The 25,333-nt window shown below is 63.9% G+C and carries 2 protein-coding genes; both read right to left on the reverse strand.

What is annotated here, in order from left to right:
* Positions 1 to 14: 14 nt before the first annotated feature.
* On the reverse strand, positions 15 to 4,889 hold the full coding sequence (locus OHB26_RS00520; RefSeq protein WP_330182276.1) for a type I polyketide synthase: 4,875 nt from the start codon (positions 4,887 to 4,889) through the stop codon (positions 15 to 17).
* A gap of 30 nt (positions 4,890 to 4,919) precedes the next feature.
* Positions 4,920 to 25,205 carry a type I polyketide synthase gene (locus tag OHB26_RS00525; RefSeq protein WP_330182277.1) on the reverse strand — a complete coding sequence of 6,762 codons (20,286 nt, stop codon included), beginning with the start codon at positions 25,203 to 25,205 and terminating at the stop codon, positions 4,920 to 4,922.
* Positions 25,206 to 25,333: the final 128 nt, after the last annotated feature.

Genomic DNA, 25,333 nt, shown 5'->3' on the forward strand with positions numbered 1-25,333 from the left:
GAGCGATGAATTCGCTACGATCCACTGCGCAGGGCCAGATTCAGCAACATCTCCGGCGACATCTCGTCCAGGTTCGCTTCCTCGGCACGCGACTCCTCGTCAACAGATTCTGCGGTCAGGTTTCGAATCACGCTGACGAGGCCCGCGCGATGATATTCGGCGAATGGGATGGACAGCAGAAGATTTCTGAATTCTCCTTCCTGGTCCGGCCGGCCGGTCGATGGTGATGTTCCGGCTATTTCGTTTTCGAGGTGTTCAGCGATGGACAGCACCGTCGGATGATCGAAAAGCAAACTCGTCGGCAACCGCAACCCCGTCGCCGCGTTCAACCGATTCCGCAACTCCACCGCGGTCAGCGAATCGAACCCCAACTCCTGAAACGGCTTATTATGCGAAACCTGCGCACCACTGGAATAACCCAGCGCCACAGCCACATTGTCCGCGACCAACCCCGTCAGAATCCGAACCCGCTCCGCCGCGTCCGCCTCGGCCAGAACATGCACCAACGAACCCGGCACCGGCACCGGCACCGACTCCACCGCGATCAGATCCACCACATCAGGCAAATCCTCCAGCAACGGACGACGCCGCGCAGCACTGAACGACGGAAAGAAAACACCCCAATCAATATCGGCCACAACAACATCCACATCATCGTGCGCCACCGCCTCCTGCAACGCCCGCACCGCCACCCGCGGATCCATCCGCCCGATCCCGTGCCGACGCACCATCGACTCCACCGCAGCCGTGTCCGCACCCATATCCGAGCCCTCCCACGCACCCCACGCCACCGAGGTCCCCACCAAACCCAACCCACGACGATGCCGCGCCAACGCATCCAAAAACGCATTACCCGCCGCATACACACCCTGACCGCCGCCGCCCCAGGTGGCGGCGATGGAGGAGAACATGACAAAGGCAGCCAAGTTGTGAGTGCTGGTCAGCTCATGCAGATTCCATGCTCCGGCGACCTTGCCGGCGTTCTCTCCCGCCCAACCAGCATGATCGACTTCGGATATCGATTTCACAGCCAGCGCACCGGCGGTGTGGATGATCGCAGTCAATGGACACTGCGCGGGAACCGACTCCAGCAACCCCGCCAACGCCTCACGATCAGCGATATCACACGCCCGCACCGTTACCCGCGAACCCAACGCGGTCAACTCCCGCACCAACTCCGCGCAACCAGGCGCCGAAGACCCACTCCTGCTGACCAACAACAAATGCTCGGCACCATTACCCGCCAACGCACGAGCAACATACCCACCCAAAACCCCAGTGCCACCGGTAATCAACACCGTCCCACCCGGCAACCACGGTTGCGCCGGAACCGAACGATTCAAACCCGCGCGCACCAACCGCCGACCGAACACACCCGAGGACCGCACCGCCACCTGATCCTCATCACCGGCCAGCACCCGCACCAAACGACCCGCCACCACCGCATCCACCACCAACGGCAAATCGATCAGACCACCCCAACGCTCCGGATGCTCCAAACCGACCACCCTCCCCAAACCCCACACCATCGCCTGCCCCGGATTCACAACCCGATCCCCACCCGAAACAGACACCGCCGACTGCGTCACACACCACAACGGCGCCACCACACCCACATCACCCAACGCCTGCACCAACAACACCGTCACAAACACGCGCGGGTCATCGGCAAGGGCCAGCATGGACAGCACCCCGCGCAGTTGGGAAGGATCACACTCCGCGAGTGCGTCATTCAGGTCGCCGGCCAGTGATTCGCGTCCGGCGCCGGTGAGATCCACGTTGAGCAAGTGGACGGTGTCGCCTGATGCCTCGATTGCATCCACACACGAACGCACCGGCTCGGAGTCCGCCCACCCGGCCGGCACGACAAGCAGCCACGTACCCGCTGGCGCCATCGGCGGCTCGGGCAAGGACCGCCACGAGATCTGGTACCGCCAGGAATCTGCGATCATGCGACCCTGCTGTTCTCGCCGCCAGTTCGACAATGCCGGCAATACCGCCCGCAGCGGCTGCTCGGCATCGACATCCAGGGTGCCGGTCAACGTATCGAGATCTTCCCGTTCGACCGCCTCCCAGAACTGCCGCTCGATTTCGTCGACCGGCGTCGGTTCGCCACGCCGGCCGGCAGCGTCTTCGAGCCAGAACCGTTGCCGCTCGAACGCATACGTCGGCAACTCGACTCGGCGCGCACCGTGCCCGCTGCACATCGCTGCGAAGTCCACGGGGATCCCTGCTACGTGCAACCGGCCTGCTGCGGTGTGCATCGCCACTGTGTCGTCTCGATCGTCCAACAGTGTCGGCACGAACGTGGCGTGGTGTTCCTCGGGTACGCAATCTGGACCCATACTCGACAACACCCCCGCCGGACCCAACTCCAAGAATACCGAAACACCCAGCCCCACAAGAGCACTCACACCATCAGCGAACCGCACACACGCACGCACATGCCGAACCCAATACTCCGGCGTCCCCAACTCCGCACCAGCGACCGAACCCGACACATTCGACACGATCGGAATCGAAGCCACCCCGAAACTCACCCCCTCGAGCACCCGCCCGAACTCCACCAACATCGCATCCATCCGCGCCGAATGAAACGCATGACTCACCCGCAAACGCTTGACCCGAACACCACGCCCGGCCCACAACGCCGCAACCTCCGCCACCGCATCCTCATCACCGGACAACACCGTCGCACCCGGACCATTCACCGCGGCGACGCCAACCCGATCCCCATACCCCACAAGCGATTCCAGCACCCGATCCTCAGCAACACCGACCGCCACCATCGCCCCACCCGCCGGCAACGACTGCATCAAACGACCACGCGCAACCACCACCGACACCGCATCGGCCAACGACAACACCCCCGACACATGAGCAGCAGCGATCTCACCCACCGAATGCCCCATCAAAAAATCAGGAACAACACCCCACGACTCAACCAACCGGAACAACGCCACCTCAACCGCGAACAACGCAACCTGCGCATATCCGGTCTGGTCGAGCAGCTCGGCTTCGGGAGATCCCGGCGCGGCGAACATCACTTCCAGAATCGGCCGATTCAGGTGTACGTCCAAACACGCGGCCACCTCGTCGAGTGCGCCCGCGAATACCGGATTCGTCTGGTACAGAACGCGACCCATTCCGACTCGTTGCCCACCCTGTCCCGTGAAAAGCAAACAGAGACCCCCGAGTCCGGCCACCGCTCCGGTCACGACGCCCGATCGAGGCTGTCCGGCAGCCAATGCGTTCAAACCGGCCGCGTATCCCGCACGATCCTGTGCGATCACCACCGCACGATGCTCGAACCGCACCCGCGTCGTAGCCAAGGAGAACCCCACATCGGCCGAACCCACCTCCGGACACCGATCCAAGAACTCCCGCAAACGACCCGCCTGCGCACGCAAACCCACCGCACTACGCCCCGACAACACCCACGGAACGGTTACTGGCTCCGGCGCGATCCGCACCGGCTCGGGCGAGGTTTCGCTCTCGACGCCGGTCGCAGGAGCCTCCTGAAGCAGGACATGAGCATTGGTACCGCTGACCCCGAATGAGGAAACGGCTGCCCGGCGCGGGCGTTCACCCGGTTCCCACGGCCGCGCCTCGGTCAGCAAACGCACCCCACCCGAAGACCAATCCACATGCGAAGTCGGCGCATCCACATGCAACGTCCGCGGCAACAAACCATGCCGCATCGCCAACACCATCTTGATCACACCCGCGAGGCCCGAAGCAGCTTGAGTGTGGCCGATATTGGATTTGATCGAACCGAGCCAGAGTGGCCGGTCGGGGGATCGCCCCTTTCCGTAGGTGGCGATCAATGCCTGCGCCTCGATCGGATCACCCAAAGTCGTTCCCGTGCCGTGCGCTTCGACCACATCCACTTGATCCGCCGACAAACCCGCACTCGCGAGCGCCTGACGAATCAACCGCTGCTGCGACGGACCATTCGGCGCGGTCAAACCATTCGAGGCACCATCCTGATTCACCGCCGACCCCGCCACCACCGCCAACACCGGATGACCGTTACGCCGAGCGTCGGAAAGCCGTTCCAGCAGGACCAGACCTACTCCCTCGGACCACCCGGTGCCATCGGCGGCCTCAGCGAACGATTTGCATCGACCATCAGCCGACAATCCACGCTGACGACTGAACTCCACGAACGCGGTCGGCGTGGCCATCACCGTCACACCACCGGCCAACGCCAGCGAGCACTCCCCCGCCCGCAACGACTGCACCGCCAAATGCAACGCCACCAACGACGACGAACACGCCGTATCCACCGTCACCGCCGGACCTTCCAACCCGAACACATACGACACCCGACCCGAGGCAATGCTGCTGGCGACACCGGTCAGGGAGAATCCCTCGGTCTCCGCGGATCGCTGGACACCTTCTCCGTACCCTTGCGCGCTGACTCCGGCGAAGACGCCGGTTCGGCTGCCCCGCAACGAATCCGCACCGATCCCCGCCCGCTCGAACACCTCCCACGCCGTCTCCAACAACAACCGCTGCTGCGGATCCATCGCCACCGCCTCACGCGGACTGATCCCGAACAACTCGTTGTCGAACTCCGCCGCATCATGCAAAAACCCCCCATCACGCACATACGACTTCCCCACCACACCAGGATCAGGATCGAACAAACCCTCATCCCACCCACGATCGACCGGAAAACCCGACACCGCGTCCCCACCCGAATCCACCAACCGCCACAAATCATCCGGCGAACCAACACCACCCGGATAACGACAACCCATACCCACGATCACCACCGGATCATCGGAGTGTCCCTTTTCCAGTTCTCGCAGGCGGGCACGCGTCTGGTGCAGATCTACGGTGACCCGCTTCAAGTATTCGAGGAGTTCTTCCCGAGAAGTCATTCTGTTCCCTATCCCCAATTATCCTGAATATCACTGAAGTTCGCGATCGATGAACTCGATCAATTCTTCCGCTGTTACGTTGTCCAATGCCGTGGATGCCGCAGCAGCACTGCTCGCGGGGCGCATTTCCGTCAGGAAACGCTCGAGCCGAACACGAACGTGCGACCGCAGGACATCGTCCTCGGCTGCCGATTCCGACAGCGTGGACAAGAAGCGATCCAGCTCGTTCGTAATATCCACCGGACTCGAATCGCCACCCGGAATCAGGACGTTTTCGAGGTGTTCAGCGATGGACAGCACCGTCGGATGATCGAAAAGCAAACTCGTCGGCAACCGCAACCCCGTCGCCGCGTTCAACCGATTCCGCAACTCCACCGCGGTCAGCGAATCGAACCCCAACTCCTGAAACGGCTTATTATGCGAAACCTGCGCACCACTGGAATAACCCAGCGCCACAGCCACATTGTCCGCGACCAACCCCGTCAGAATCCGAACCCGCTCCGCCGCGTCCGCCTCGGCCAGAACATGCACCAACGAACCCGGCACCGGCACCGGCACCGACTCCACCGCGATCAGATCCACCACATCAGGCAAATCCTCCAGCAACGGACGACGCCGCGCAGCACTGAACGACGGAAAGAAAACACCCCAATCAATATCGGCCACAACAACATCCACATCATCGTGCGCCACCGCCTCCTGCAACGCCCGCACCGCCACCCGCGGATCCATCCGCCCGATCCCGTGCCGACGCACCATCGACTCCACCGCAGCCGTGTCCGCACCCATATCCGAGCCCTCCCACGCACCCCACGCCACCGAGGTCCCCACCAAACCCAACCCACGACGATGCCGCGCCAACGCATCCAAAAACGCATTACCCGCCGCATACACACCCTGACCGGCATTGCCGAGAACACCGGCAGCCGAAGAGAACAGCACGAATGCCTTCAGGTCCAAGTCAGTGGTGAGCTCGTGCAGGTTCATGGCAGCGATTTGCTTCGGACGCAGGACCCGTTCGAGACGTTCGGCTGTGACGCTCTCGATCACGCCGTCGTCTACAACGCCGGCGGTGTGGATGATCGCAGTCAATGGACACTGCGCGGGAACCGACTCCAGCAACCCCGCCAACGCCTCACGATCAGCGATATCACACGCCCGCACCGTTACCCGCGAACCCAACGCGGTCAACTCCCGCACCAACTCCGCGCAACCAGGCGCCGAAGACCCACTCCTGCTGACCAACAACAAATGCTCGGCACCATTACCCGCCAACGCACGAGCAACATACCCACCCAAAACCCCAGTGCCACCGGTAATCAACACCGTCCCACCCGGCAACCACGGTTGCGCCGGAACCGAACGATTCAAACCCGCGCGCACCAACCGCCGACCGAACACACCCGAGGACCGCACCGCCACCTGATCCTCATCACCGGCCAGCACCCGCACCAAACGACCCGCCACCACCGCATCCACCACCAACGGCAAATCGATCAGACCACCCCAACGCTCCGGATGCTCCAAACCGACCACCCTCCCCAAACCCCACACCATCGCCTGCCCCGGATTCACAACCCGATCCCCACCCGAAACAGACACCGCCGACTGCGTCACACACCACAACGGCGCCACCACACCCACATCACCCAACGCCTGCACCAACAACACCGTCACAAACAGCCCACGGTCCGAACCAGAAGGAGCGGACGACGGGTCCGGATTCAGCGCCAGCAGGGACACCACTCCGTCCGTGCTTCCCGCAGCGTCCAGGAGCAGGCCCGCGAGTGTTTCGCGGTCCGTTCCCGCGAGGTCGACTCCGAGTATCCGAACCATGACGCCACCCGCTTGGAGGGCGGCCACGCATGTGCGAACAAGTTCGGAGTCAGTCAACGCACCGGGAACAACCAGTAGCCATGTCCCCGACGGTAGGAACGCCCCCTGCTCGGTCAACGAACGCCACGTTGCGCGGTATCGCCAGGAATCCGCGACCGCGAGACCGTGCTGTGCTCGCCGCCAGCTCGACAGCGCAGGCAATACCGCCCGCAGCGGCTGCTCCATGTCGACATCGAGGGTGTCGGATAGCAGGTCGAGGTCTTCCCGATCGACCGCCTCCCAGAACCGCCGTTCCACATCGCTGGCAGCGGTCGCCTCCTTCCGCTGTTCGGTCGTGGCCTCGAGCCAGAACCGTTGCCGCTCGAAGGCATACGTCGGTAGCTCGACATAGTTCGGACTCGACTGTTGGAAGAGCGCAGACCAGTCCACGGGAATCCCGAGTGCATGGACTCGACCGACCGCAGTCGCCAGCGCGGCCGGTTCGTCTCGATCGCTCTGCAAAGCCGGCACGAACGTGGCGTGGTGTTCCTCGGGTACGCAATCTGGACCCATACTCGACAACACCCCCGCCGGACCCAACTCCAAGAATACCGAAACACCCAGCCCCACAAGAGCACTCACACCATCAGCGAACCGCACACACGCACGCACATGCCGAACCCAATACTCCGGCGTCCCCAACTCCGCACCAGCGACCGAACCCGACACATTCGACACGATCGGAATCGAAGCCACCCCGAAACTCACCCCCTCGAGCACCCGCCCGAACTCCACCAACATCGCATCCATCCGCGCCGAATGAAACGCATGACTCACCCGCAAACGCTTGACCCGAACACCACGCCCGGCCCACAACGCCGCAACCTCCGCCACCGCATCCTCATCACCGGACAACACCGTCGCACCCGGACCATTCACCGCGGCGACGCCAACCCGATCCCCATACCCCACAAGCGATTCCAGCACCCGATCCTCAGCAACACCGACCGCCACCATCGCCCCACCCGCCGGCAACGACTGCATCAAACGACCACGCGCAACCACCACCGACACCGCATCGGCCAACGACAACACCCCCGACACATGAGCAGCAGCGATCTCACCCACCGAATGCCCCATCAAAAAATCAGGAACAACACCCCACGACTCAACCAACCGGAACAACGCCACCTCAACCGCGAACAACGCAACCTGCGTGTTGTCGGTTCGATCCAGGAGCGCAGCATGTGGGGAGTCGATTTCGGCCCAGACCACATCGCGTATCGGCTGTTCGAGCTGTGCGTCCAAATGCGCGCAAACCTCATCGAATGCGGCGGCGAACACCGGATACCGGGCACAGAGTTCGCGGCCCATTCCGAGGCGCTGAGATCCCTGGCCGGTGAACAAGAACGCAACCTTGGCGTTCGAAGCAGCCGTTTCGCTAACGACGTTCGGGTTGGGCCGGTCGGCCGCCAACGCCTCCAACCCCGCGATGAACCCCGCACGATCCTGTGCGATCACCACCGCACGATGCTCGAACCGCACCCGCGTCGTAGCCAAGGAGAACCCCACATCGGCCGAACCCACCTCCGGACACCGATCCAAGAACTCCCGCAAACGACCCGCCTGCGCACGCAAACCCACCGCACTACGCCCCGACAACACCCACGGCACAACACCATTGGGCAACACATCACCCGAAACCACACCACCAGAAACCCCAACAGGCTCCACCAACGGCGGCTCCTCCAAAATCAAATGCGCATTCGTACCACTGATCCCGAACGAAGACACACCCGCACGACGCACCCGCTCACCCCGCACCCACGGCCGCGCCTCGGTCAGCAAACGCACCCCACCCGAAGACCAATCCACATGCGAAGTCGGCGCATCCACATGCAACGTCCGCGGCAACAAACCATGCCGCATCGCCAACACCATCTTGATCACACCCGCAACACCAGCACCCGCTTGCGTATGCCCGATATTCGACTTCACTGTTCCCAGCCACAGGGGCTCTTGCGCGGACCGGGCCTTCCCGTATGTCGCGAGAATCGCTTGCGCCTCGATCGGATCACCCAAAGTCGTTCCCGTGCCGTGCGCTTCGACCACATCGACCTGATCCGCCGACAGCTTCGCGCTCGCGAGCGCCTGACGAATCAACCGCTGCTGCGACGGACCATTCGGCGCGGTCAAACCATTCGAGGCACCATCCTGATTGATAGCCGACCCACGAACGACAGCCAAAATCGGATGACCATTACGCCGCGCATCGGACAACCGCTCCAACAAGACCAGCCCCGCGCCTTCGGCGAAGATCGTGCCGTCCGCAGCGTCGGCGAACGACTTGCACCGAGCATCGGCCGCAAGGCCCCGCTGGCGGCGGAATTCCACGAACGCGGTCGGCGCGGCCATCACCGTCACACCACCGGCCAACGCCAGCGAGCACTCCCCCGCCCGCAACGACTGCACCGCCAAATGCAACGCCACCAACGACGACGAACACGCCGTATCCACCGTCACCGCCGGACCTTCCAACCCGAACACATAGGACACCCGACCCGACGCCACACTCGTGTTGGTGCCGGTGGCGAAATAGCCCTCGGTACCTTCCAACGGCTGGTTCTGGCCGAATCCGTAGCCCTGGTTGATACATCCGACGAAGACACCGGTCGCGCTGCCGTGCAGGCTGTCGGTCCGAATCCCTGCGCGTTCGAATACCTCCCACGCGGTCTCCAGCAACACTCGTTGTTGTGGATCCGTCGCGATGGCCTCACGCGGGCTGATACCGAACAGCTCGGTGTCGAACTCCGGGGCTTCGTGCAGGAAGCCGCCCTCTCGGACAAAGGACTTTCGCGTGTCATCGACCTCGGGTGAGTACAGGTTGTCGAAGAGGTGCTCGAGGTCCCAGCCACGATCGTTCGGGAACTCCGAGATCGCATCTCCTCCGGACTCCACCAGCCGCCAGAAGTCTTCCGGAGTGTTCGCGCCACCTGGATAGCGGCAGCCCATGGCGACGATAACGATCGGATCGTCGTCCGGATCGATGACCGGCGCGGTCGAAATCGTTGCCGGCTCGGCGTTTTCACCGACGAGCTCGGCCTCGAGATGCCGAGCGATCGCCTGGACCGTGGGGTAGTCGAACACCAATGTGGTCGGCAGGCGCAGCCCCGTCGCGGCGTTGAGCCGGTTCCGGAGATCCACACTGGTCAGAGAGTCGAATCCAAGGTCGCGCAGTGGTGTCGATACCGGCACTTCACTCGCATTGCGGTATCCGAGAACCGCGGCGGCGCTGGTCGCGACGAGCTCGATCAGTGTGGCCCGCGCCTTCTCCCGGGGAAGGCTCGAAAGCCGTTCTCCCAGACCACTCTCGGTGTTGTGGGAAAGGGCCGCGGCACGGGTGCGGACGGCCGGCGCCTGCGCCAAACGGCGCATGAGTGGCGACGGCAGGCCTGCCCCCGCTCGCAGCAGGGCCACGTCGAGGTTCAACGGCAGCAGGAGCGCCTTGTCGATCGCACGGGCATTATCGAATAACCGCATGCCGTTGGTGCTGGTCAGTGGCTTCAACCCGGTGCTGCGATACCGTGCGAGGTCGGCGGCGCCCAAAGCGCCGGTAACACTCGTGCCACGTTCCTCCCACAGTCCCCATGCCAGCGAGGTACCGGGCAAACCTTGGGAACGACGATGGGCGATCAACGCGTCCTGGAAGGTATTCGCGGCGGCGTAGTTGGCCTGGCCTGGATTGCCCAGTACGCCCGCACCCGATGAGAACACCACAAAATCGCTCAGTGGCAGGCCGCGTGTGACGGTGTGCAGATTCCAAGTTCCATCGACCTTGGGACGCAGAGCCGTATCGAGCTGCTCCGGAGTCATCCGGTCGAAAACACCATCGTGCAACGCCGCGGCGAGGTGAATTACCCCGGTCAGCGGGTGCTCGGCCGGCACCGCGTCGATAACCGCCTCGAGTGCTGCCAAATCGGCCACGTCGCATGCTGCCCAGATGACCTCGGCTCCCGCTGCGGTGAGTTCGGCTATCAGCTCAGCTCGCGCATCACTTCGACTCAGCAAGAGCAGGTTACGAACTCCGTGCTCGATAACCAGGTGCCGGGCCACGATCGCCGCCAACGCGCCGGAAGCGCCCGTGATGAGCACGGTGCCGCCCATCGACATCCGGCCCTTCATAGTGAGCACCAGCTTGCCGACGTGCTTGGCCATGCTCATGAACCGGAAGGCGTCCGGCGCTCGATCCACGCTCCACAGCGAGATGGGTGAGAGCCGGAACACGCCCGCTTCGAAGAGCGCCGCAAGGTCCCGAAGCATCTCCCCGATCACCTCGAAGGGCAGGCTCATCAGGTCGTAGGCACGGTAGATCACTCCGCCGTGGGCATCGGAAACCTCGGAAGCGTCTCGAATATCGGTCTTGCCCATCTCCAAGAATCGACCGCCGGAACGGTTGGTCAGCCGCAAGGACGCATCGACGAACTCCCCGGCCAGGGAATTCAGCACTACATCGAAACCGGCCCCCGATGTGGACGCGGTGAATTTCTGTTCGAATTCCAATGTCCGTGACGAAGCCAGATGTTCATCGTCGATTCCGAAGGTGCGCAGTACATCCCACTTCGACGGGGATGCGGTACCGAACACCGTCGCACCCAAATGCCGAGCGATCTGCGCCGCGGCGATGCCGACGCCACCCGCTGCCGCATGTATGAGTACGCGCTCACCGCTTTGCACACCGGCCAAATGGACCAATCCGTAGTACGCCGTCAGGTAGACACCGGGAACCGATGCCGCCTGCTCGAACGACCAACCGCGCGGCATTCTGACCAGCACCCGCTGATCGGTAACCGCAACCGGCCCGAACGCACCCTGATGGAACATCCCCATGACGTGATCGCCCGGCGCGAAGTCGGTTACCTCGGTACCAACCTCGAGCACTACGCCAGCGCCCTCATTGCCCAGTGGTATGGAAACATCGACAAGCTGCAGGGTGGTGACGACATCGCGGAAGTTGACGCCGGCGGCATGCACCGCCACTCGTACACCGTTGGGAGCCAGCGGTTCCGCCGCCTCCGGGAAGTCGACCAGGCCGAGACCGTCGAGCGTTCCCTTGCTGATCGCTTCCAGCCGCCAGGGGCCCTCGCCCGATCGCTGCAGCGTCTTGCCCACCCTGCCGAGCCGTGGCATCCAGATTTTGCCATTCCGGATGGCGATTTGAGGTTCGTCGTTCGCGGCGACGGCCCGCAGTAGCCGCGCGCTTTCCACCCTATCGTCGAGGTCGACAAGGACGATTCGGCCCGGATGTTCGGCCTGCGCCGATCGCAGCAACCCCCATACGGGTGCACTGACGAGGTCCAGCGCGGATCGCCCCTCATCGATGCCGACTGCCCCATAGGTCAGGACGATCAGCTTCGAGCGCTGGAATCGATTGTCCGACAACCATGATTGTACGAAGTGCAACGTCTCGTGTAGCAGCGTTCGCACCTGCTCGACAGGGTTTACCGCCGTCGGCGAATCGCAAACCAGCAGGAGCTGTTCAGGAACCCAGGCTCCGTCGGTCAGTGCAGTATCGAGGGTGACCCAGTCCCGATACACGGCTTGCTCGCTGCCGATCGTCGCCACCAGCGCGGCGGCTACCTCTTGTCCGATGATGGCCCAGCTGGACTCCGCAGCCGCCGGTTCCGCGACTTCGGCGAGAGTTCCGCTCTCCCAATCGATCTCATACAGAGCATCCTGATTCGCACTCGCTGCTTCGAGCTGTTCGGCCGATGCAGGCCGAACGATCAGCTGCCCCACCGAAGCGACCGGTGCACCGGCGCCGTCCGCGATTTCCAGCGCGAATTCGCCACGCCCCGTGGGCCGCAACGCCACGCGCAGGGCATTGGCCCCCACCGTGTACAGCGAAACGTTCGACCAGGTGAACGGCAGATTCACCGCATCGTCCATGCCGTCCGCCCATTGCGTCGCATGCAGGGCGGCGTCCAACAGCGCCGGATGCAAGGCAAAGGTCTCACTATTGGTGGATTGATCTGCGGGCAAACCGATTTCAGCGAAGATCTCCGCGCCGCGACGCCACACCGCGCGCAGGCCCTGGAATGCCGGGCCGTAACCGTAGCCGCGCTCAGCGAGGCGCTCGTAGGTACCCGCGATATCGAGGGATTGCGCTCCTTGCGGCGGCCATACCGCGAAATCGAATCCCTCGATCGGCGCGACGTCTTCGGCGACGAACGCGACCGCGTGCCGCGTTCGTCCAGCGGCACCGGAGCGCGAATAGACCGTCACCGGATACCGCCCGTCGGAGTCCACGCCTTCGAGTACCACCTCAACGGTGATCGCCGAGTCGGTCGTCATCACCAGCGGCGCTTCCAAGACGAGTTCGACGACCCTGTCGCATCCCACGCGACCACCCGCGTGCAGCACCATCTCGAGGAAGGCGGTGCCAGGCAACAACACCGTGCCGAATGCCTGGTGGTCCGCGAGCCAGGCCTGGTGATGCAGCGAAAGCTTGCCCGTGAACACATGCGTCTGGCTCTCCGGTACCTCGATCTCGGCGCTCAGCAGCGGATGATCGACCGCCGTCAAACCGAGATCGCTGGCATCGGTGACGGTCGAGGACACGTTCAGCCAGTACCGCTGCCGTTGGAACGCATAGGTCGGTAGGTCGACTCGTTCGCTCGCGCTCTCCCGAAGTATCGATTGCCAATCGAGGGAGACTCCGGCTACGTGGGCATGAGCGAGCGCTGTCAACCACTGAGCTCGGCCGCCGCTGTTGCGTCGCAGCGATGCGAGTGTCACCCCGTCGACGCCCGCATCATCGAAGATGTCGCTGGTGGCCGCGGCCAGGGAAGGATGCGGAGTGTTCTCGACGAACGTGCGATGCCCATCCGCATGCAACCGCAGCACGGTGTCGTGGTACCGGACCGGCTCACGCATATTCGTGAACCAGTAGTCGGCGTCGAGGGTCGCTGTATCGATAGCGGTTGTGGTGACGGTGGAGTAGAACGCGATCTCTCCCGATCGCGGAGCGATCCCGGCGAGACCGCCTACGACAGCCTCTCGCAGGGACTCGACCGCGGAACAGTGCGAGGGCACACTCGCGGGGAGGTGGCGCGCTTGGATTCCGCGTTCCCGGCAAAGGTTCATCAGGTCCGCGATGAGCGCCTCGTCATCGACGGCGAGGACCGTCGCGGACGCCGAGTTCACCCCTGCGATGTGGATGTGGCCCGGCGCCGATGCCTGCAACTGTTCGACCGTGGCCAAGGACGCAGCAACGGAAACCATGCCCCCACGCCCCTTCAGAGCGTTGAGCGACTTGCTGCGCAAGGTCACGATTTTCGCGGCATCCGAGAGCGTGAGCGCGCCCGCGATGTACGCAGCGGCGATTTCCCCCTGCGAGTGGCCGACGACCGCATCCGGCAGCACCCCGACAGACATCCAAAGACGTGCCAGGCCAGTCATAACGGTGAAAAGCGCGGGCTGAACGACATCGGTCTGATCGAATGACGGAGCATCAGGCCGGTTGTCGAGCACATCCTGCAGGGACCACCCCGTCAGCGGATCGAAAGCGGCCGCGCATTCGGCGATATGTTCCCGGAACACCGGCATGCTCACGGCGAGTTCCACCGCCATTCCGGGCCATTCCGAACCCTGGCCGGGGAACACGAAGACGGTCTTGCCGATATCGCTTGCGGCACCGGCGATTACCGCGTCGGATTGCTGCCCCGTGGCCAGCGTCTCGAGCCCGGCGAGCAGGTCACCCGGGAGCCCCAGCACTGCGGCTCGGTACCGGAAATGGGTGCGGCCCATCGCCAGCGCACGCGCGACTGCGTCGGCATCCACAGCTTGTTCCACCGACGCGGAATGCAATCGGTCGGCCTGATCGCGAAGCGCGGCTTCGGTCTTTCCCGACAGCAACCACATTGTCGGCATCGCACTCGTTGTTGATGCGTCCTGCGTAACCTGCGGGTCTGCGGTGCGCGGCGCTTCTTCGATGATCAAGTGCGCGTTGGTGCCGCTCACACCGAACGAGGAGATACCCGCCCGGCGTGGCTCATTCAGCATCGGCCAAGGACGCGATTCCGTCAGGAGTTCGACACCGGCGTTCCAGTCGACATGACCCGTCGGCTTCGTCGCGTGCAGTGTTCTCGGCAGCAGGCCGTTGCGCAACGCCATGATCATTTTGATGGTTCCGGCCACCCCGGCTGCGGCTTGGGTATGACCAACGTTGGACTTGATCGAGCCCAGCCACAGTGGCTGATCCGCCGGGCGGTTTCGGCCATAGGTATCGATCAGCGCCTGCGCCTCGATGGGATCCCCGAGCGTGGTCCCGGTGCCGTGTGCTTCGACCGCGTCCACCTGATCTGCCATCAGACCCGCATTGGTGAGCGCCTGACGGATGAGGCGTTGCTGAGCCTTGCCACTGGGCGCGGTCAGGCCGTTGCTGGCGCCATCCTGGTTCATTGCCGAACCGCGAATGACCGCGAGGACCGGATGGCCGTTGCGCCGCGCATCGGAGAGTCGCTCGACAACCAAGAGGCCGGCCCCTTCGCCGAAGATGGTGCCGTCGGCGTTGTCCGAGAAGGATTTACACCGGCCATCGGAAGCCAGGCCACGCTGCCGGCTGAAGTCGACAAAGATGCCTGGAGTGGACATCACCGTCACTCCACCGGCCAATGCCAGGTCGCAGTCGCCGTTTCGGAGTGACTGAACCGCAGTGTGCAATGCGACCAGGGACGATGAGCAGGCCGTGTCGATGGTCAGGGCTGGGCCTTCCAACCCGAGTTCGTATGCCACACGACCGGATATCACGCTGGAGGTCGTACCGGTCAGCAGATATCCGTCGACGTCGTCCGAGCCCGTATGGGAGAGCGACGCGTACTCCTGCGCGAAGGCTCCGACGAAGACTCCGGTTCGACTGCCGCGCAGCGTCGTCGGATCGACACCGAGCGCTTCGATTGCCTCCCAAGCGATTTCGAGCATCATCCGCTGTTGTGGCTCTACCGCCAGCGCCTCACGCGGGCTGATACCGAAGAATTCGGCGTCGAATTCATCCGCGTCGTAGATGAAGCCGCCCTGCCTGGCGTAGGTCTTGCCGGACGCTTCCGGATCCGGATCGTAGAGATTCGCGATATCCCAACCTCGGTTCTCCGGGAAATCTCCCACGGCGTCAATGCCATTGGAAACCAGGTCCCACAGATCCTGCGGAGTAGCGACACCGCCGGGGAACCTGCAAGCCATCGCCGTGATCGCAATGGGCTCCTCTCCCCGAAACTCGTTCGGATTCGGCGCGGGCTCCGCGTCCTTCGTCTCGACTCCAGCGAGTTCGGCGAAGATGAATTCCGCGAGCGCTTCGGGGGTCGGGTGATCGAAGATCGCTGTCGGTGGCAGCAAGACACCCAGTGCGCTGGAGAGCCGATTACGCAGCTCGACTCCCGTCAGCGAGTCGAAACCCGCTTCCTTGAATGGCCGATCGGCGAGGATCGCCGCGACCGGACTGTGCAGCACCGCGGCGACTTCGGCGCGCACTGCGTTCATCACCTGTTCGCGGTGTTGATCGGGAGATAGTTCGGAGTTCGGTGCCTTGGACGGCCGGGGCACGCTGGGGAGCGTCTCGGGAATCGCGGTCGCCCGAATTCCCGCCCGCTGCTGCAGGGCACGCCACAACGGCGATTTCGTGGCCGTGGCCGCCGGGTCCAGACGCGCCGGGACCAGAACGCCCAAGCCCGAATCGAGTGCGGCATCCAGCGCCCGTAGGCCGGTATCCGCCGACATGGGCAGGATTCCGGCGCGCGCCATCCGCACGAGATCTGAATTGCCCAGCGTCGCAGCCATTCCCGCGTCGGCCCAGAGACCCCAAGCGAGCGAGCTGGCCGCCAACCCCGCGCCTCGACGATGTTCAGCGAGCCCGTCCAGGAAGCCGTTCGCGGCGGCATAGGTACTTTGACCCGCGTTGCCGAGCGTGCCGACTACCGAGGAGAACAGCACGAACGCAGCGAGATCACGGTCCCGGGTCAGCTCGTGCAAATGCCATGCCCCGTCGACCTTCGGTCGCATGACTCGACGCAGCCGCGCCGAATCCTGGCCCTCGACGAGACCGTCATCGAGGACGCCGGCCGCATGAATCACCGCGGTCAGGGGCTGATCCCTGGGAATTCCCGCCAGCGTGGCGCTGAGCGCGTCTCGGTCGGCAACATCACACGCGACCACCGTCAGCTCGGCGCCGAGGACCGAAAACTGCTCCGCGACTTCGGAAGAGGCCGCATCCGGGCCGCGCCGACCAGCCAAGAGCAGGTGCTTCACGCCGTACCGGGTCACCAGGTGGCGAGCCGTTTCGATCGCCAGGGCACTGTTCGTGCCACCGGTAATCAACACGGTGCCGTTCGGATCGAGCGGCGCCGGCAAAGTCAATACGATCTTGCCGATATGGCGCGCCTCACCGAGCTGCCTGAGCGACCTGGGCGCTTCCCGCATATCCCACGTCGTCAAGGGCAGCGGAGTAAGCACCCCGGAGTCGAAAAGCTCGCCCAGCTCATCGAACATGCGCTCGATCGAACCGTAATCGAGGGACAACAGATCGAATGCCCGGTACTCGACCCCGTTGTACTGCTCGGCAATTCGCTCGGGGTCTCGAATATCGGTCTTACCCATCTCGATGAACCGGCCACCACGGGGCAGAACCCGCAGCGACGCATCGACGAGCTCATTTGCCAGACAGTCCAATACGACATCCACACCGCGTCCCGCAGTAGCGGCTAGGAATTTTCCTTCGAACGAGGCGTCACGGGAGGAAGCGATCCGCTCCTCAGGAAAACCTTGTGCACGCAAGACATCCCATTTGCCGATGCTCGCGGTACCGAATACTTCAGCGCCCCAGTGCCGAGCCAGCTGGACCGCCGCCATTCCCACACCACCGGTGGCGGCGTGCACGAGCAAGGATTCACCGCGGCGCAGTCCGGCGAGACGCTCGAGACCGTAGTACGCGGTGAGGAACACCACCGGCACGGACGCGGCCTGGGCAAAGGTCCATCCATCCGGAATGGCGGCAAACAGGCGCTCATCGGCGACGGCAAGCGGCCCGAACGCCGCCGGGCACAACCCCATAACCTTCGCACCGACCACGAACCGAGTTACGTCTGAGCCGACCTCGACCACCACGCCGGCGGCTTCCAAGCCCATCATGCTGTGCTCGGGGACCATCCCCAGAGCCAGCGCGACATCGCGGAAGTTGACCCCGGCCGCTCGCACCGCGATGCGCACCTCGCGCGGGGCGAGCGGCATCGTCGCACGCTCGTTGTCGACAATCGTGACGTTCGCGAGCGTCCCCGTATTCCGGATGTCGACTCGCCAGTTGGCGTCTCGGAGCGATGCGGGCAGACTGCTGCCACCGTCGACAGGGACGAGTCCGGGAATCACGATGTTGCCCGAGCGAATCGCCAATTCCGGCTCACCACTTGCCACGGCCGCCGCGAACACCTCATAAGAAGGTTCCGTGCCATCGATGTCGATAAGCCTGAAGCGACCGGGCGCTTCGGCCGATACGGCGCGAACCAAACCCCAGACGGCCGCGAAGGTCGGTGCGACCACCCGGTCGTCCGGACACGTCACCACCCCCCGGCGAGTCACCAGGACGAGGGGGAAATCAGCGACGCGGTCATTGCGCAGCCACTCCTGAACAAGGGCCAACGCGTGCTGCGCGACCTCATGGGTCACTGTCACCGGATCACCGTCGGGGTTGTCGAAACACACCACGGCCGCATCAGGACGTGTCCCGCCACTGGTGAACGCCTGCGCGAGTGCCGCCAGATCTCGGGAACCGACGACCTGGGCCTCGGCACCGAGTACAGCGAGCAGGGCGGGATCGGAACCCAGCACCGCCCAAGACCCAATAGGTTGCGCCGCAGGAGAACTCGAGATCGGCTGCCAGTCGACGTGATACAGATCAGCCTCTTCGCCTTGGCTGCCGAGGCGCGAGTTCGACTGTCCTACCACATCTTTCGCGGTCGCCGGACGGAACACAAGCGAAGCGATCGACGCGACAGGAGTTCCCTGGGCGTCAGCAATGTCCACCGATACCGCATGGGACCCGGCCGGAACCAGTCGCACGAGCAGACTGGTCGCCCCGGGTGAGACCACTTCGATCCCGGTCCAGCTAAATGGAAGCAGTAATCCGTCCGGCTCGGTGCGGTCGCGCCCGAACTCGTCCGAACCGATCAATAGCGCATGCAGCGCGGCATCCAGCAGCGCCGGGTGGATCGCGTAGCGGCCGAACTCGGCCGTCTCAGCGTGCGGCAGCTCGATTTGTGCGTAGATGTTGTCGCCGTGGCGCCACAGCGCTTGCAAGCCTTGGAACTCCGGACCGTACTGATAACCCCGCTCGGCCAGCTGTTCGTAGCATCCCGCCACGGTGACAGGTGTTGCTGCCGAGGGAATTTCGATCCGGCGACGGCCGAGCGCATCATCGCTTTCGATCGTTGCTCCGATCAGGGATCCACTGGCGTGGGTAACCCATTGGCTCTGGAAATCCCCCTCGGAACGGGATCGAATCGTCACCGATCGACGGCCTCCGTCCGCGATGGGACCGACCGCGACCTGCAGCCGGACCGGATCGGCGGGCGTGAGCAGCAACGGGGACCACAGGGTCAGCTCCGCCACCCGGCCCAGCGGGCCGCGACCGGTTCCGCGCAGGGCGATCTCCGCGAATACCGTCGCGGGAACCACGACGGAACCGAAAATCACATGGTCGGTCAGCCATGGGAAGGACGACAGCGAAAGCTGCCCGGTCAGCAGCAGACCACCGTCCGGAAGTTCGACTTCGGCGACGAGCAGCGGATGGTCGGCACGGTCGAGTCCGGTCGAGGAGAGTTCGCCGGCCGCGCTGCTCGATGGAATCCAGCAACGCTGCCGTTGGAATGGATAGGTGGGCAATACGGCGTAGTTTCCACCAGCCAACACTGCGGCCCAATGGATTCCGATTCCCGCGCGATGTATCTCGGCGAGCGCCGCGACCAGGCACGCCGGCCCAGGCCTTCCTTGCCGCACGGCCGCCGCAATCACCGCGCTGGCGTTCTCCGGAACGCCGGCCGCGGTCAGGGCAGCGAGCGTGGCGTCCGGACCTAGTTCGAGATAGGTGGTGACTCCCTCGGCGACAAGGTTTCCCACCATGTCGTGGAAACGAACGGCCTCACGAATATGCGCGGCCCAGTACGACGGAGAGCTCAATTGCTCGGCGCTCGCGCGCATACCCGTAACGTTCGAGAGCACCGGAAGCAAGGGCGGATGAAAGGTCAAGTCCGCGATCGCGCGCTCGAATTCAGCGGTCACCGCATCCATATGAGGTGAATGGAACGCATGCGAGACCCGGAGTCGTTTGGTCTTGCGGCCTTGCGCCGCCCACTGTGCCGCGATATCGAGTACGGCCTGCTCGTCCCCCGAGATAACAACCGACGTAGCGGTATTCACTCCGGCAATGTCGACACGGTTCGTCAGCCCCGAGAGACTCTCCCGAACTTCCGCCTCGGTCCCGGCGATCGAAACCATGGCTCCGCCCGATCGTGCGGATTGCATCAGGCGGGCCCGCACGGCTACGAGTGCGACAGCGTCACGCAGGGACAGCACACCGGCAATGTGAGCGGCGGTTATCTCACCGAGAGAATGCCCCGCGAGATAGTCCGGTGCCACTCCCCACGAATCGAGCAACCGGTACAGGGCGGTGCCGAATGCGAAGAGGGCGGGTTGGGCATATCCGGTGTCGTCGATCAGCTGCGCCGACCCCGAACCGGGTTCGGCGAACATGACTTCACGCAGCGAGTGATCGAGATGAGTATCGAAATAGGAGCAGACCTCATCCAGGGCGGCGGCGAATTCTGGATACCTGCGGTACAGATCACGCCCCATGCCCGGGTACTGGCTGCCCTGCCCGGTGAACAGGAAGGCGATCTTGCCGACACCGGCTCGACGGGTGATTTTCGCCGAACCGCTCGCGAGCTCGTCCAGACCGGCAATCAGTTCCTCGCGCGTGGAACCGACCACCGCGGCGCCGTATTCGAGGTGCGACCGGTGTGCCAGGGTGAAGGCAACGTCGATTGCTGATAGATCGGCGTCATCCGCGAGTTGTCTCGACAGCTGTACCGCTTGTGCCCGAACTGCGTTGTCCGATTTCCCGGACACCAGCAACGGGAACGGACCGAGATCCGCCGTGCTGTCGAATGGGGCGGTGGCAGGCGGCTCCTCGATAATGACGTGTGCGTTCGTACCGCTGATACCGAACGAAGAGACCGCGGCACGACGAGATTCGCCGCGCGCGGGCCAAGGCTGCGCCTCGGTGAGCAGACTGATCGCCGACCCGTCCCAATCCACGTGCCGACTGGGCACATCGACGTGAAGTGTCTTCGGCAACAGGCCATTCCGCAGCGCCATCACCATCTTGATGATCCCGCCGATGCCCGCCGCCGCCTGGGCGTGACCGATGTTCGACTTCAGCGAACCCAGCCACAACGGTCGGGTTCGATCCGCGCCATAGGTGGCGACCAGTGACTCGACCTCTATCGGGTCACCCAGACTCGTTCCGGTGCCGTGTGCCTCGACGGCGTCCACGGCACTCGGGGACAGTCGCGCATCCGCCAGCGCCTGCATGATCACCCGCTGCTGCGATGGGCCGTTCGGTGCGGTCAGACCGTTGCTGGCGCCGTCCTGATTCACGGCGGACCCGCGAACCACGGCCAGCACGGGGTGCCCATTCCGCTGCGCGTCCGAGAGACGTTCCACCAGAAGCATTCCGGCGCCCTCTGCCCAGGCGGTGCCATCGGCTCCCGCGGCGAAGGGCTTGCAGCGACCGTCGGGTGCGAGCCCGCGCTGCTTGCCGAATTCCAGGAACATACCCGGCGTCGCCATCACCGTGACGCCACCGACCAGCGCCATATCGCACTCGTCCGAACGCAGGGCGCGCACTGCCATATGAAGTGCGACCAACGAGGAGGAGCACGCGGTGTCGATTGTGATCGCGGGACCCTCGAACCCGAAAACATACGACAGCCGCCCCGAGGCCACACTGCCGCTCGAGCCGGTCAGGACATAGCCTTCGAAGCCCTCCGGCGCCTGGTGCAGCCGAGGACCGTAATCGGTGGCCATCGCACCGACATACACACCGGTACGGCTCCCGCGCAGGGTGGCGGGGTCGATGTGAGCGCGTTCCATCGCCTCCCAACCGGCTTCGAGCAACAGCCGCTGCTGCGGGTCCATCGCCTGCGCTTCACGCGCACTGATTCCGAAGAACTCGAAGTCGAACCGATCGACATCGCTCAGGAATCCGCCGTGCCGGACGTAGGTCGTCCCGTGCTTGTGCGGATCAGGGTTGTACAGCGAGTCGAGATTCCACCCTCGATTCGCGGGGAACGGCGATATCGCATCGGTTTCGGAGGCGAGCAAGTCCCAAAGCTGTTCCGGTGTATTGGCTTCGCCCGGATAGCGACAGGCCATCCCCACAATGACGATCGGGTCGTCGGACTCGGTCATGACACGTGGTCCACTTCGTGCCGATTCACGCTCGGCTCCCGACAAATACCGCACCAGCCCGACCGGAGTCGGATAGTCGAACAGCAGTCCAGCGGGCAACCGCATCCCGGTGGCTTGAACCAGGCGATTCCGCAGATCGACCGCCGTCACCGAGTCGAAGCCGAGTTCCTTGAACGTGCATTCGGGATCAACGCTGGTCGAGGACGCATGACCCAGGACCGCAGCCACATTGGTGCGAACCAGCGCCATCAGATCTGGGACGTCGTCGGCGTCATTCGATGGGCCGGCCGAGACCGGGGTATGCGACGCGTTGTGTTCTGGCATCAGGACGCTACGGGCGGAGGTCGGCCAGAACCGCTTGCGCTGGAACGGGTACGGGGGAAGGGCGATACGGGCCGGGGCAGCCGCGGACAGCAATCCGGCCCAGTCGACTGGCACTCCACGCACCGACAGCGCGGCAGCCGAGGTGAGCATGCGCGCCCAGTCGCCTTCACCGCGACGCAGCGAACCGACCACGATCGCGGTGGATTCGAGCGTCTCCTGGATCGACATCGCAAGTACCGGATGCGGGCTGGTCTCCACGAATGTGTCGTAGCCGTCGGCATCGAGCGCTTTGATCGCGTCCATGAACCGAACCTGGCCACGAAGATTGGCAAACCAGTACTCGGCGTCGAGTGCGGTGGCATCGAGCAACCCGCCCGTGACGGTCGAGTAGAACGCCAAATCCGGTCGGCGCGGCTGGATTCGGGCTAGCGCCTCGAGCAACTTCTCGCGCACGGGGGCGATCTGCGGCGAATGCGATGCGTAATCGACCGGTACCCGGCGCGCCCGGGTCCCCTCGTCCTCGCACCGGCGCACAATCGACTCGATAGCAGCACCGGTACCTGCGACCACCGTTTCGGCGGGTCCGTTGACACCGGCAACAGTCAGCAACCCGTCGTATTCGCGCAGCAATTCCAGCGTCCGAGCCTCGGACAACCGAATCGACGCCATGCCACCGGTACCGGAGATCGCGGCGATCAAACGGCTACGCAACGCGACCACGGCCGCCGCATCGGCCAATGTCAGCGCTCCTGCGAAATGCGCCGCGGCGATCTCACCTTGCGAATGCCCGACCACCGCTTCTGGTTGCACGCCAAGCGATTGCCACAACCGGGCGAGCGCCACCATAACCGCGAACAGCGCGGGTTGAACCACGTCCACACGCTCCAAGGACGGCGCACCCTCGATCCCGCGCAGCACGTCCAACAGCGACCAATCGATGTGCGGGGCCAACGCATCGGCGCACGCTTCGAGTTCGGTCCGGAAAACCGGCGACGACACGAGTAGGTCCGCCGCCATACCAACCCACTGCGACCCCTGTCCGGAGAAGACGAAAGCCAGCTTGCCGAACTCACCGGCCCTGCCCTGCACCACATTTGGCGCGGCTTCGGCGGAGGCAATGGCATGCAGCGCATCTCGGACGTCCGTTCGGCTCCCACCTACGATCACAGCACGGTGGGGGAAGCTGGTCCGCGTGGTAGCCAGGGACCAGGCCAGGTCGATTTCGCTGAAGGTTGTGTCGACGTCCATCCGATCGCGTAGCAATGCCGCCATCGTGGCCAGTCCCGCTGCGTCTTTCGCTGAAACCGGCACCGGCGTGACGTTCAACGTGATACCGGACGTAGCCGGACTGTCCTCCTGCGTAAACTGCGGCCGCGACACCTCGCCAAGAATCAAGTGACAGTTGGTGCCCCCCATTCCGAATGAGCTGACTCCAGCCAAGCGAGGCCGACTCGGGTCGGGCCAGTCCGAGAGCTCGGTCTGCACCTCCAAACCGAGCTCTGATAGACCCATCAGAGGGCTCGACGCCGAGAAATTCAGACTCGGTGGCAGCTTCTCATGGGTCAGACTCAAGACCACCTTGAGCAGACCTGCGATACCCGCGGCCGCCTCGAGGTGGCCGATGTTGGTCTTTATCGATCCAACCTTGAGTGATCCCGCCCCGCGGTAGACCATCCCGAGCCCTTCGGCTTCGATCGGATCACCAACCGGGGTACCCGTTCCGTGCAGCTCCACATACTGCACATCCCCTGCACCAATTCCCGCGTCCTGCAACGCCGATTCGATGACCTCCGCTTGCGCTTGCGCGCTGGGTACTGTCAGCCCGGTCGTAGCCCCGTCATTGTTAACCGCGCTGCCTAGAATGACACCGTGGACGGTATCGCCGTCGGCGAGCGCGTCCGGGAGTCGTTTCAACACCACGACCGCTCCGCCTTCGCCGCGCACATAGCCATTCGCGCGCTGATCGAAGGTGTAGCAACGACCGTCCGGAGACAGACCTCCGAATGCGATCGACTCCGCATTCCCCTGCGAGCCAACCAACAGGTTGACGCCTCCGGCAAGTGCAACCGACGATTCGCCCGATCGCAGGCTCTGACATGCCAAATGCACTGCTACCAGCGAAGAAGCCTGTGCCGCATCGACGCTCAGACTCGGTCCGTGCGCCCCGAGGAAATAAGAAACCCGGTTCGCGATCACCGAGCGACTGGTTCCCGGCATAGCGTGCCGACGCACCTCGGAAGAGGTGTGCTCATCCAACACTGCGCCGTACTCGTCCCGCATGACGCCCACGAAAACGCCTGTAGAGGTCCCGGCAAGACTTCCCGGAACCACGCCCGCCTGCTCGAGCGCAGTCCAACTCAGCTCCAACATCAAACGCTGCTGAGGATCCATAGCAAGCGCTTCGCGAGGTGAGACGCTGAAGAAGGCAGGATCAAAATGGTCGATCTCATCGAGCAATGCGGCATGACTCAACCCAGTCGCGGAGGCGTCCCGATCGTCAGCTTCCGAGGCACGAGACTCTGTACCAACGACACTGATCGCGCTCTTCCCGTCGCACAGGAGCTCCCACAAGGTTTCCAGACTTGATGCTTGGGGCAACCGACACGACATACCGATGATCGCGATCGGCTCGCTTTCGCCCATGAAAGAGCCACGCTTCTCGACCATAACGCCCCGCCACCTTTTCTATCCAGAACTCCCCAACTGTTAGGAAGGCTATCGACCACGGGCAACGAAGCGGGAGAGCGATTCGCGACAGCTTCAGGTTGATTTACGCCTCCGCCAGACAGACGGGG

The organism is Nocardia sp. NBC_01503 (genome assembly GCF_036327755.1).
Lineage (GTDB): Bacteria > Actinomycetota > Actinomycetes > Mycobacteriales > Mycobacteriaceae > Nocardia.

Coding starts and splice junctions, on each gene's coding strand:
- OHB26_RS00520 (WP_330182276.1), bottom strand. CDS start 4,889: ATGACTTCTCGGGAAGAACTCCTCGAATACTTGAAGCGGGTCACCGTA.
- OHB26_RS00525 (WP_330182277.1), bottom strand. CDS start 25,205: ATGGTCGAGAAGCGTGGCTCTTTCATGGGCGAAAGCGAGCCGATCGCG.